This window comes from Kitasatospora sp. NPDC059795 (genome assembly GCF_042732175.1).
Lineage (GTDB): Bacteria > Actinomycetota > Actinomycetes > Streptomycetales > Streptomycetaceae > Kitasatospora.
In genome coordinates this window covers 817,744-830,341 of record NZ_JBHWID010000001.1, presented here as the reverse complement: position 1 = coordinate 830,341, position 12,598 = coordinate 817,744, and the positions used below count along the sequence as shown (strand labels likewise).

At 74.5% G+C, this 12,598-nt stretch carries 7 protein-coding genes; 2 read left to right on the top strand and 5 right to left on the bottom strand.

Annotation, left to right across the window (positions count from 1 at the left end; all coding sequences use genetic code 11):
* Positions 1-204 precede the first annotated feature (204 nt).
* Both ACFV4P_RS03770 and ACFV4P_RS03765 read left to right on the top strand, forming a co-directional pair.
* Positions 205-2,085, top strand: a complete 1,881-nt coding sequence (locus tag ACFV4P_RS03770; RefSeq protein WP_380467000.1) for a BTAD domain-containing putative transcriptional regulator — start codon at positions 205-207, stop codon at positions 2,083-2,085.
* Between the two features lie 83 nt (positions 2,086-2,168).
* A complete protein-coding gene (locus tag ACFV4P_RS03765) occupies positions 2,169-2,831 on the top strand; it encodes a class I SAM-dependent methyltransferase (RefSeq protein ID WP_073810200.1) in 663 nt (220 codons plus the stop codon).
* 41 nt (positions 2,832-2,872) lie between these two features.
* Here ACFV4P_RS03765 and ACFV4P_RS03760 read toward each other — a convergent pair whose 3' ends face one another.
* From ACFV4P_RS03760 to ACFV4P_RS03740, 5 genes are read right to left on the bottom strand one after another with little or no spacing between them, the layout of a single operon-like run.
* Complete coding sequence (locus tag ACFV4P_RS03760; protein WP_380466997.1) at positions 2,873-3,973, bottom strand: HAD-IIIC family phosphatase; 1,101 nt, start codon at positions 3,971-3,973, stop codon at positions 2,873-2,875.
* Positions 3,974-4,008: 35 nt separating this feature from the next.
* Complete coding sequence (locus ACFV4P_RS03755) at positions 4,009-5,124, bottom strand: acyl-CoA dehydrogenase family protein (RefSeq protein WP_380466995.1); 1,116 nt, start codon at positions 5,122-5,124, stop codon at positions 4,009-4,011.
* On the bottom strand, positions 5,117-5,398 hold the full coding sequence (locus ACFV4P_RS03750; RefSeq protein WP_380466992.1) for an acyl carrier protein: 282 nt from the start codon (positions 5,396-5,398) through the stop codon (positions 5,117-5,119). The genes ACFV4P_RS03755 and ACFV4P_RS03750 overlap by 8 nt, the downstream gene beginning before the upstream one ends.
* Positions 5,399-5,458: 60 nt before the next feature.
* Complete coding sequence (locus ACFV4P_RS03745) at positions 5,459-6,343, bottom strand: 3-hydroxyacyl-CoA dehydrogenase family protein (protein ID WP_380466990.1); 885 nt, start codon at positions 6,341-6,343, stop codon at positions 5,459-5,461.
* A complete protein-coding gene (locus ACFV4P_RS03740) occupies positions 6,340-12,591 on the bottom strand; it encodes an SDR family NAD(P)-dependent oxidoreductase (protein ID WP_380466987.1) in 6,252 nt (2,083 codons plus the stop codon). Before ACFV4P_RS03740 ends, ACFV4P_RS03745 begins: the two co-directional genes overlap by 4 nt.
* Between the last annotated feature and the right edge of the window lie 7 nt (positions 12,592-12,598).

Sequence of the window (12,598 nt, the reverse complement as noted above, 5' to 3'; positions counted from 1 at the left end):
CCGGCCAATCTCTTCGGCGAATGGTGAGAACTGGCCCGGCCCTGACGGCCGCGATGGTACTGCGCAGCGTAAACGCGGCATGAGCGCAAGACCTGCACTCTAGGAATACATCTAGACCCGACAGGACCGCGTTGACCCGTACACGGCCACCCAAGACGCTGTAGGCAATCTTGCCCACCGGTCGTGTGATGAAGAGGTCTCCCGTTGAACTTCCTGTTGCTGGGCCCGCTGTCCGTCCGGTTGAACGCGCGTGAGGTGCACGTGTCGGCGCCGAGGCAGCGCGTGGTCCTGGCAGCGCTCCTCCTCAACGCCAACCGGGTCATCTCGGTCGACCGGATCGCCGAGTACGTCTGGGACGGCGCCCCGCCGCCGAGTGCCGCCGCGACCGTCCGCACCTATGTGATGCGCCTGCGGCGGTCGTTGGGCAAGGCCTCCGCCCGGATCCTCACCCGGGCGCCCGGCTACCTCCTCGAACTCGACGAGCACGAGAGCGATCTCGGGCAGTTCACGGCCCACCGCCGGCACGCGGCGGAGCTGGCCGAGCGCGGAGACCTGGAGGGCTCCGCCGCCAAGCTGGCCGAGGCGCTCGCCCTGTGGCGCGAGGAGCCGCTGGCGGACATCCCGTCGCAGACGCTGCGCGATGTGGAGGGCCGCTACCTCCAGGAGCTTCGCCTGCAGACCATGGAGCTGCGGTTCGACACGGAGCTGGCGCTGCTGCGGCACGCCGAGGTCGTGCCGGAGCTGGTGCGGCTGGTGCGGAAGCACCCCTTGCGGGAGGCCCTGGTGGGCAAGCTGATGCTGGCGCTGTTCCGCTCGGGACGGCAGTCGGAGGCCCTGGACCTCTACCGGCGCACCCGGGTGCTGCTCGTCGAGCAGCTCGGCGCCGAACCGGGCGCCGAGCTGCACGAGGTCCACCGGCGCATCCTCTCGGCCCACGACCGGCCCCGTACGCCCGACCCGCTGGAGCAGCCCGCGACGGCCCCGGCGTCGGCCGTCGCGGCGGTGCCGGCCGCGGCCTGGGAAAGGTCCTGCTGGCCGAGTCCGGCGCAGCTTCCCTCGGTGCCGCTGCCGCTGTCGGCCCGCTCCGGTGCGCTGGCGCGGCTGCAGCACTTCCTCACGATCGGCACGATGCCCGCGGGCATGGTCGCGACGACGGTGGTGACCGGCCGGGGCGGTGTCGGCAAGAGCGCGCTGGCCCTGCACGCGGCGCACGCCGTACGCGGTTCCTCGGTGCACGGCCAGCTCTACGCGGATCTCGGCGGAGCCGCGCGGCCGCTGACCGCCCGGGCGGTGCTGCCGCGGTTCCTCGCGGACCTCGGTGTGCCCCGGGACGAGATACCCGAGGAGGAGTCGGAACGGGAGAGCCTCTACCGCTCGCTCACCGCGGACCGCCGTCTGCTGGTGGTGCTCGACAACGCCTCCAGCACCGCACAGGTGCGGCCGCTGATACCGGGCAGCGGGGGCAGCAGGCTCCTGGTGACCAGCCGACGTCGACTGGCCGATCTGGAGGGGGCGCGCACCCTCCGGATCGGCCCGCTGGACGAGGCCGGGTCGCTGGAGCTGCTGGGCAGCATCGTCGGCCCGGCCAGGCTCGGCGCCGAACCGCGGGCGGCCCGTTCGGTGCTGACGGTCTGCGCGGGCCTGCCGCTGGCGATCCGGATCGCCGGGACCCGGCTGCTGGAGCGCCCGCACTGGAGCATCGGGCGCTTCGCCCAGCGGCTCACCGAGGCCCCGCGGCTGCTGGACGAACTGTGCGCGGGCGACGTCGGGGTCCGGCCCTGCCTCGACGCCGACCACGCCGGGCTCCGGCGGACGGCGCCGGCCGGGGTCGACCCGGCCGAGGTGTTCACCGCACTGGGGGCCGCCGGGGCGTGCTCGGTCTCCAGCAGCAGGGTCGCCGTGATGGTCGGCTGCTCCGAGGACCAGGCCGAAGAGGCCCTGGACGCGCTGGTCGAGGCGAACCTGCTGGGCGCGCCGACGGAAGGCCGCTACCGGCTGGACGCACTGCTGCGGGCCTACGCCCACGAGCGGGCGCAGGCGGTCGCCGTGCGGCAGCACGATCACGCGTACATGCGCGCCGGGTGACCGTCCCGGCAACTCGATCCTTTTCGATCCGTTCTCCTCCTGCCCCGACTGCCCCGATCTCCCTCCGAGAGGACCTTTTCGCCATGGCCGACCAGACAGCAGCCACCCGCGACCTGCTCGCCTACGTCCGGGAGGTCTCCCTCCGTGACGACGATCTGCTCAGGGAGCTGCGGGAGACCACCGCGGGCCTGCCGGGCGGGACCGCCATGCAGGTGATGGCCGAGGAGGGCCAACTGCTGGCTCTGCTGGTCGGGTTGACGGGAGCGCGTACGGTGCTGGAGATCGGCACCTTCACCGGCTACAGCACCCTGTGCATGGCCCGCGCCCTCCCGGCCGACGGGGTGCTGGTGTCCTGCGACATCGAGGAGCGGTGGCCGGCCATCGGCGCCGACTTCTGGAAGCGGGACGGGGTCGACTCCCGGGTCGACCTGCGGATCGGCGACGCCGCCGCGACCCTGGACGCGCTGCTGGCGGAGCGCGGACCGGAGAGCTTCGACCTGGTGTTCATCGACGCGGACAAGACCAACTACGTCCGCTACTACGAGAGTTCGATGGCGCTGCTGCGCGCCGGCGGTCTGATCGTGGTCGACAACACGCTGTTCTTCGGCCGGGTCGCCGATCCGAACGCCGTGGACCCGGAGACCGCCGGGGTCCGGGCGCTGAACCGGGTGCTGCACGAGGACCCCCGGGTGGAGCTGTCGCTCCTGGTGATGGCCGACGGGATCACGCTCGTCCGCAAGCGCTGACGGCGGCCGCCGGGGCCCGGGAGCGCCGGGCCCCGCAGCGGTCACGACGTTCCCGGGCCTCCTTCCGGCACGTTCAGGTCGGGTGCGTCCACGCTCATGACGGTGGACACCACGCGCGGGCCGGGAACCAGGTGCAGGCGCTGGAGTCCGGTGTCCTCCGGGGCCGGTGCGAGGACGGCGGCGCACGGGCACGGGGCTTCGTCCAGGCCCTCGAAACCCGCGAACCGGTAGGCGATCTCCATCATCCGGTTGCGTTCGGTCGCCCGGAAGTCCGCGACCAGGTGGACCCCGGACCGGGCGGCGGCGTCGGCCAGCCAGTTCAGCAGGGTCGCGCCGGCGCCGTAGGCGACGACCCGGCAGGAGGTGGCGAGCAGCTTGAGGTGCCACAGGCCCGGGTGCCGCTCCAGCAGCAGGACGCCGACCGCGCCGTGCGGGCCGAACCGGTCGGTGAGGGTGACCACCAGGACCTCGTGCCGGGGGTCGGTGATCAGGCCGCGCAGCACCTCGTCCGGGTAGTGGACCCCGGTCGCGTTCATCTGGCTGGTGCGCAGGGTGAGTTCCTCGACCCGGGACAGTTCCTCGCCGGTGGCCCGGCCGATGCGCATCCGCAGGTCCAGGGAGCGCAGGAACTCCTCGTCGGGGCCGGGGGCGGCCGCCCGCTCGGCCTCCCGGAGGAAGCCCGCCTGGTACATCTGGCGGCGCCGCCGGGAGTCGACGGTGCTGGTCGCGGGGGTGAACTCGGCGAGTTCGGGGAGGTCGAGGACCTGCTCGGCCGGGTAGCACCGCACCTCGGGCAGGTGGAAGGCCACTTCGGCGCGTTCGGCGGGCCGGTCGTCGACGAAGGCCATGGCGGTGAGCGCGAAGTTCAGCCGGTCGGCGATCCGGCGCACCGACTCGGACTTGGCGCCCCACCCGATCTCCGGGAGGACGAAGTACTCGGCCAGGCCGAACGCCTCCAACCGGGCCCAGGCGTGCTCGTGGTCGTTGCGGCTGGCCACGGACTGGAGGATGCCGCGGGAGTCGAGCTCGATCACCACCTTGCGGATCTCCTCCGGCAGGTGCACCTCGCCGTCCTCCAGCAGGGTGCCCTGCCAGAGGGTGTCGTCCAGGTCCCAGACCAGGCACTTGACGGTGCCAGCCATGTCGTCCTTCCTCGTCTCGTCGGCCGCGGGCGCGCTCATGACGCCCCCGGGGCGGAGAGGGCGTGCTGCGCCAGCATCAGCCGGCACATCTCGTTGCTGCCCTCGATGATCTCCATCAGCTTGGTGTCCCGGTACGCCCGGGCCACCGCGTGCCCGTCCCGGGAGCCGGCCGAGGCCAGCACCTGGACGGCCGTCGCCGCGCCCCGGGCGGCCTGGGTCGCGCTGACGTGCTTGGCCAGCACGGTCGCCACCACCTGGTCCGGCGACCCTTCGTCCCAGCAGCGGCTGGCGTGCTCGCAGACCCGGGTGGCCACCTGCTCGGCCGTGTAGAGGTCGGCGAGGTGTCCGGCGACGAGCTGGTGCTCCGCGAGCGGCCTGCCGAACTGCTGCCGCCCGGCGGCGTGCGCGGTGGCCGCCGCCAGGCAGGCCCGCAGGATGCCCACGCACCCCCAGGCGACGGACATCCGCCCGTAGGCCAGCGCGGTCGTCACCAGCAGGGCGGGCGGCAGTGCGTGACCGCCCAGGACGCTGTCGGCCGGCAGCCGCACCCCGTCGAGGTGGACGTCGGCGTGCCCGGCGGCGCGGCAGCCGAGCGGGTCGGCGATCCGCTCGATCCGGACGCCGGGCGTGTCGGCGGGCACCACCACGGCCACCGCACCGTCCTCGTGGCGGCCGACGATCACCAGCAGGTCGGCGTAGTGGGCGGCGGTCACCCACTTCTTGTGGCCGTCGACGACGACCGTGTCGCCGTCGCGGCGGACGGTCGTCGTCATCGCCGAGAGGTCGCTGCCGGCACCGGGCTCGCTGAAGCCGACCGCCGCCAGTTCGCCGCCGGTCAGCCGGGGGAGGTGGGCGGCCGCCTGCTCGGCGGTGCCCAGGCGCTGGATGGTCCAGGCCGCCATGCCCTGGGAGGTCATCACGCTGCGCAGCGAGCTGCACAGGCTTCCCACGTGGGCGGTGTACGCGCCGCTGTGCATGCTGCCGAGCCCCCAGCCGCCGTACTGCTCCGGGACTTCGGCGCACAGCCGGCCCTCGGCGCCCAGTTCGCGGAGCAGGTCCCGCGGGATGAGGCCGGTCCGGTCCCACTCCCCCGCCAGGTCGCCGACCCGCAGGGTGACGGAGGTCATCGCGCTGCTCAGGTCGTCACCCATGCTGGCCCCCGGCGGCGGGCACCCGGAGCCGGCCCACCAGCTCGGCCATCCGCCGGACGGTGCGGAAGTTGTCCAGCCGCAGGTCCGCGCCGCGGACGGCGATGGCGTAGGTCTTCTCCAGGTGCACCACCACCTGCATGGCGAAGAGGGAGGACAGGCCGCCGGCGTCGAACAGGTCGGTGTCGGCGTCCCAGGCGGTCCCGGTGCGTCCTTCCAGGAATTCCAGCAGTTCCTTCTCCAGGGCGTGGGTGTCGGGTGTGTTCGCTGCGGTCATGGCTGTCTCCTCGTCGGGGTGATCGGTCGGGGTGATCGGTCGGGTGGTCGGTCGGGGTGGTCAGGCGTAGTCGTAGAAGCCGCGCCCGGACTTGCGGCCCAGCCGGCCCTCGCGGACGAGCCGGAGCAGCAGTTCGGCGGGGCGGCAGCCGTCGTCGCCGGTGCGTTCGTGGAGCACGGTGAGGGAGTCGACGAGGTTGTCGATGCCGATCAGGTCCGCGGTGCGCAGCGGGCCGGTGGGGTGTCCCAGGCAGCCCTGCATCAGGGCGTCGACGTCCTCGGCGCTCGCCGTGCCCTGCTCCACGACCCGGGCCGCGTCGTTGATCATCGGGTGCAGGATGCGGCTGGTCACGAAGCCGGGTGCGTCCCGGACGACCACCGCCTTCCGCCGCAGTGCGGTGAGCAGGGCCGCCACGGCGGCCATCGTGGCGTCCCCGGTCCGCGCGCCGCGGACCACTTCGGCGGTTCCGATCAGGTAGGGCGGGTTCATGAAGTGGGTGCCGACCAGTTCCTCCGGCCGTTCCAGGGCCCCGGCCAGTTCGTCGACGGGGATGGAGGAGGTGTTGGTGATCAGCAGGGTTCCGGGCCGGACCAGTCCGGAGACCTCGGACAGGACGGCGGCCTTGATCGCGGCGTTCTCGGTGACCGCCTCGACGACGGCGGTGGCTCCGGCGGCAACCTTGAGCGAGGTGCCGGTGGCCAGGGCGCCGCGGGGCGTCCCGTCGGGCAGGGCGCCCATCAGTTCGGCCAGCCGGAGTTCGCCGTCGATCAGGTCCGCGGCCCGGTCGAGCCGTTCCCGGTCGACGTCGACCAGGTGGACCGGCAGGCCGTGTCCGAGGGCGAGGACGGTGATTCCGACGCCCATCACCCCGGCTCCCAGCACAGTGAGGGCCTGTCGCGGGGCGGAATCGTCGAACGGGGTCAACGGGTTCTCCTTCGTTTTCACCGGGCACCGGGGGTGCGGAGGGTGGCGTCGAGCCAGGCGGCGACGGCGTCGCCGGTGGTCGCGACATGCTGTTCCATGATCGAGAAGTGGTCTCCGGGGACGTCGACGACGGCGTCGGCGCCGGCCCAGGTCGAGCGCCAGTCACCGGCTTCGGCGGACGGGCGGCCGAGCGGGGTGGAGGCGCGGACCAGCAGCAGCGGGGCGCGGACCGCCGGGGGCTTCCAGTCGTCGAGCAGCCGGAAGTAGCCGCCCATCGCGGTCAGCCGGGCCCCGTCCATCGGGGCCGCCCGGTCCTCGCGGGCGAACATGCCGCCCAGCAGGACGTCGTTGAACTGGGTGATGCCCTGGTTGTCGGAGAGGTAGGTGTCCAGCAGCACCACGGCCGCCGGGCCCTCGCCGCGCTGCTCCAACGCGGCGGCCACGCCGTGGGCGAGCGTGCCGCCCGAGGAGGAGCCGGCCAGCACGAGCGTCCGTCCGGGCAGTTCCCGGAGCAGTGTCGTCGCCTGGAAGTCCAGCAGGGCCGCCATGTCGGCGGGCAGTTCCTCCTCGGGGACGAAGCCGGGGGCGTCGAGGGCGGCGACGGCGTAGCGGTCCCGGAAGCGGGCGGCGAAGCGGGCGTACTGGTGGGCGCCGCCGAGCGCGACGACGGAGCCGAAGCAGACGAGTACGGGGGCGTCGGCGCGCTCGTTCAGGCGCAGCAGCCGCGGGCCGGTGCCGGCGGCCGCGAGGTCGCTGCCGCTGTGGAAGGCCGGGCGCAGGGCGGAGGCGGTCTTGAGCAGGGCGATGCCCTCGTCGATCCGGCCGAGTGCGCAGGCCTGGCGGAACAGCACGCTCACCGGGTCGGCGTCGGAATCGGCTGTTCCGGGCGCGGGTGCCGTTTCGGGCCGGGGGGTGTCCTCCGCCCGGGCCTCGGCGGCGAGGCGCGCCGCGAGCGCGGCGGGGGTGCCGCTGTCGAAGACGGCGGAGGGCCGCAGCCGCAGTCCGGTGACGGCGGCCAGCCGGTTGCGGAGCTCGACCGCGGTCAACGAGTCGAATCCGACGGAGAGGAAGGGCACCGTCGCGGACAGCGCCCCGGAGTCGGTGTGGCCGAGGACTTCGGCGGCCTCGGCGAGGACGAGTTCGCGCAGGACCAGCTCGCGTGCCGGTGCGTCGGCGGCGGCGTCGAGCCGTTGCCGCAGCGCTGCGGCGGCGTTCGGCGTCCTCTTCGCCCCGGTCGTCGCGGTCGCGCTGCGCCGGACCAGGGAGCGCAGCATCGGGTGCACCGGGCCGTCGCCGCGCACGGTGAGGTCGAGATGGGCCAGGACGACGGGACTCCCGTCTCCCGGCAGGGCGGTGTCCGGGGCGCACACGGTGTCCAGCAGGGCCATGGCCTCCTGGTCGGACAGGGCGCGGGCGCCGCGCCGGTCGATGCGCTGCCGTTCGGGGCCGCCGAGCTCCGCCGTCATCCCGCTCACCCGCTCCCAGGGCCCCCAGGCCAGGGACAGGCCGGGGAGCCCGAGCCGTCGGCGTTCCGCGGCGAGGGCGTCGAGCGCGGCGTTGGCGGCCGAGTAGGACGCCTGGCCGGGGCTGCCCAGCACGCCCGCGGCGGAGGAGAAGACGACGAACGCGGCGAGGTCCGCTCCGCGCGTCAGCCGGTCGAGGTGGTGGGCGGCGTCGACCTTGGGCCGCAGGACGGCGGTCATCCGCTCCCCCGTCAGCCCGTCCAGCAGACCGTCGTCGAGCACTCCGGCGGTGTGGACCACGGCGCACAGCGGATGGCGTTCGGGGACGGCCGCCAGGGCGGCGGCCAGGGCCTGACGGTCGGACACATCACAGCTGGAGGCGGTCAGTTCGGCTCCGGCCTCGGCCAGCTCCGCCGTCAGCTCCGGCATGCCGGGGGCGTCGGCGCCGCGGCGGCTCAGCACGAGGAGGTGGCGCACCCCGTGCGCGGCGACCAGATGGCGCGCCAGGACGGCCGCGAGAGCGCCGCCGCCGCTCAGCAGGACCGTCCCCTCGGCCGGCCCGAACGGGCCGGCCGACCGGGTCTCGGTCGCGGTGCCGGTCGCGAGGGCGGTGGCGGCCGGCGGCCGTACCAGTCGGGGCACGTAGAGGACGCCGCCGCGCAGGGCCGCCTGGGGTTCGCCCGTGGCGAGGAGGTCGGCGAGCGCGTCGCCGAGACCGTCCGGGTCCGGCCCTTCGACGTCCAACAGCACGAACCGGTCGGGGTGTTCGAGCTGAGCGGCCCTGAGCAGGCCCCAGACGGCCGCCGCGCCGAGGTCCGCCGGCTCCGGCTGCGACTGCGACTGCGGCTGCGCGCCGAGCGGGCCGGTCGCACCCCGGGTGAGCACCACCAGGGGTGTCCGGGCCGTGTCGTCGTCGGCCAGGTGGGCCTGGACGCGGTCCAGGACCCCGGACGCGACCGCGTGCACCGCCGCAGGGTCCGCGTCCTGGGCGGAGGCGTCCGTCGGGCAGGTCAGCAGCAGCGCGTCGGGTGCCGCGGACGGGGGTTCGGTGGGGAAGCCGGCCGGCAGCAGCCGCTCGTCGCGCGCGCCGAGGAGGCCCCAGCGGGTGATCGGGCGCGGGCCGGTCCCGGCCGTGACCGGCGTCCAGCCGACGTGGAAGACGGAGCCGGAGGACGCCCGCAGTGCGGCGGTGGACGCCGTGCGCAGGGTGAGCGAGCCGACCGTCGCCACCGTGCGCCCCGAGGGATCGGTGATCCGCGCGGTGACGGCGTCCGGGCCGTCGGGGCGCAGCCGGACGCGCAGGACCGACGCGTCGGAGGTGTCGATCGCGACGCGCTGCCAGGAGAACGGCAGGGGGACGCCGTCGGCGGGCTCCGCGGTCGCGGCGCCTTCGCGCAGCCCGGTCGTCTGGAGGGCCGCGTCCAGGAGGGCCGGGTGCACGCCGAAGCCGCCCGCTCCGCCGGCGGAGAGGCCGTCGGGCAGGGCCACTTCGGCGTGGATCGCGTCGGCGGTGCGCCAGGCGGCGCGCAGGCCCCGGAACGCCGGGCCGTAGGCGACGCCCCGGGCTTCGAGCAGCCCGTACAGTTCGTCCACGTCGAGGGGGACCGCGTCGGGCGGGGGCCAGCTGCCGGCCGTGTCGTCCGGGTCGGCCGAGGGGTCCAGGGGGCCGACGGTGCCGGTCGCGTGCCGGGTCCAGGGCCGGTCGGCGGCGCCGGGGGCAGCCTCGGGCCGGGAGTGGAACTCCACCGGACGCCGTCCCGTGCCGTCTTCGGCGCCCACCCGTACGTGCAGGTGCACGGCCTGGTCGTCGGGCAGCACCAGCGGGGCGGCGAGGGTCAGTTCCTCCACGAGGGCGCAGCCGAGGCGGCGGCCCACGTGCGCGGCCAGCTCCACGAGGGCCGCGCCGGGCAGGATCACGGCTCCGGCCACGGCGTGGTCGACGAGCCAGGGGTGGGTGGCCGAGGAGAGCCGGCCGGTGAAGAGGGTGCCCGCGTCGTCGGGCAGTTCGATCGCGGCGCCGAGCAGCGGGTGGTCGGCGGCGGACTGGCCGGTGGCCGCCCGGTCGTGGTCGGCCGGCTGGGCGTCGAGCCAGTAGCGGGCTCGTTGGAAGGCGTAGGTGGGCAGGTCCACCCGCTGGGCGCCGGTTCCCGCGAACTGTCGTTCCCAGTCGACGCGCAGGCCCCGGACGTGTGCCTGGGCGAGGGCGAGTTGGAGTCGGCGGAGCCCGCCGGCGCCGCGCCGCAGGGTGTCGAGCACCAGCGTCTCCGGGGCGCCCGCGTCGGCGGCCGTGTCCTCGATCGCGTACATCAGGGCGGGCTGGGGGCCGGACTCGATGAAGACGCGGTGCCCGGCCGCGAGGAGCGAGCGGGTCGCCCGCTCGAACTCGACGGTCTGCCGGATGTTGCGGTACCAGTACTCGGCGTCCAGGGACTTCGTGTCCAGCAGGCCGCCGGTCACGCTGGAGTAGTACGGCACCGCACCCGGGAGGGGGGTGATGCCGGCCAGGTCGGCGAGCAGGCGCTCGCGGATCTCCTCCACGTGCGGGGAGTGGGAGGCGAAGTCGGTCTCGATGCGAGTCGCCCACACCCCTTCCTCCAGAAGTTCCTCCACCAGTGCCGTGACCGCGTCCGCGTCGCCCGACACCGCCACCGACGACGGGCCGTTCACCGCCGCCACCGAGAGCCGGCCCGCGATCCGTTCCCGCACCACCTCCACCGGCAGCGGCACCGACGCCATCCCGCCACGGCCCGTCAACGCCCCCACCGCACGGGAACGCAGCGCCACCACCCGCGCCCCGTCCTCCAGACTCAGACCACCGGCCACCACGGCCGCCGCGATCTCGCCCTGGGAGTGGCCGACCACCGCGTCCGGAGCCACACCGAACGCACGCCACACCTCCGCCAGCGACACCATCACCGACCACAACACCGGCTGCACCACGTCAACGCGCGCCAACAGGGCCTCCGACCCCAGCGCCTCCGCCAACGACCAATCCACATAAGGCGCCAGAGCCCGCCCGCACTCCGCCATCCGCCCCGCGAACACCGCCGATTCGGCCAACAACTCCGCAGCCATCCCCACCCACTGCGAACCCTGACCCGGGAACACCAGCACCGAACGACCCGGGGGCAGCCCGCTGCCGACCGTCACGCCCGCCGCGCGCACGCCTCGCGACAGGGCGGCGACACCGGCCAGCAGTTCGCCCCGGTCCGCTCCCACCACCACCGCGCGCTCCGCGAACCGCGAACGCCCCGCCGCCAGCGAATGGCCGACGTCCACCACGCTCAAGTCCGGCTCCGCCACCACCCGCTCGTACAGCGCCGTCGCCTGGGCGCGCAGCGCGTCCGGAGTGCGCGCCGACAGGATCCAGGGCACCGCCGGCAGGGGGGTGCGCTCGGCCGGCGGGCCGTCGTCCTCCAGGGGGGTGTGTTCGAGGATGACGTGGGCGTTGGTCCCGCTGGCGCCGAAGGAGGACACCCCGGCCCGGCGCGGACGTCCCGTCTCCGGCCAGGGGGCGGCCTCGGTGAGCAGGGAGACGGCTCCCTCGGTCCAGTCGATGTGGGGCGAGGGGCGGTCGACGTGCAGGGTGCGCGGCATCACGCCGTGCCGCATCGCCAGCACCGACTTGATCACCCCGCCGACGCCCGCGGCGGCCTGGGTGTGGGACAGGTTGGACTTCAGCGAGCCCAGCCGCAACGGCCGCCCGGCGGGCCGGTCCTGCCCGTACGTGGCCATCAGCGCCTGGGCCTCGATGGGGTCGCCGAGGACGGTGCCGGTGCCGTGCGCCTCCACCATGTCGACCTCGGACGGGTCGAGTCCGGCCCGGGCGAGCGCCCCGTTGATGACGCGCTGCTGCGCGGGCCCGTTGGGGGCGGTCAGTCCGTTGCTGGCGCCGTCCTGGTTGACGGCCGAGCCGCGGATGACGGCCAGCACGGGGTGCCCCGCGCGCCGGGCGTCCGAGAGCCGTTCCAGCAGGAGCAGGCCCAGGCCCTCCCCGAACCCGGCTCCGTCCGCCGCGGACGAGAAGGACTTGCTGCGTCCGTCGGGTGCCAGGCCGCGCTGGCGGCTGAATCCGACGTACAGGCCGGGGGTGGACATCACGGTCACGCCGCCGGCCAGGGCGAGGGTGGTGTCGCCGGAGCGCAGCCCCTGGCAGGCGAGGTGGACGGCGACCAGGGAGGACGAGCAGGCGGTGTCCAGGGTGACCGCCGGGCCTTCCAGGCCCAGGGTGTAGGCGATCCGGCCCGAAGCAACGCTGGGGATGGTGCCGGTGCCGAGGAAGCCCTCCAGCTCGTCGGGCACCCGGCCGAGCCGGGAGCCGTACTCGCTGTAGATCACTCCGGTGTAGACGCCGGTGCGGCTGCCGCGCAGGGTCGCCGGGTCGATGCCCGCGCGTTCCACCGCTTCCCAGGACGCTTCCAGCAGCAGCCGCTGCTGCGGGTCCATGGCGAGGGCCTCGCGCGGCGAGATGCCGAAGAAGCCGGGGTCGAAGCCGGTCGCGTCGTGGAGGAAGCCGCCTTCCCGGACGTAGAAGGTGCCGGGGGCGTCGGGGTCGGCGTCGAAGCCGCCCTCGACGTCCCAGCCGCGGTCGGTGGGGAACGGCGAGACCGCGTCGCGTTCCTTGACCAGCAGCTCCCACAGGTCTTCCGGGGTGCGTACGCCGCCGGGGTAGCGGCAGCTCATCGCCACGATGGCGATGGGCTCGGCGGAGTCGTCGCGGAGCCGTCGGTTCTCCTGCCGCAGGCGCTGGTTGTCCACCAGCGAGGCGCGCAGGGCGGCGACCACCTGGTCCGTGTCGGTGGGCATGGGGTTG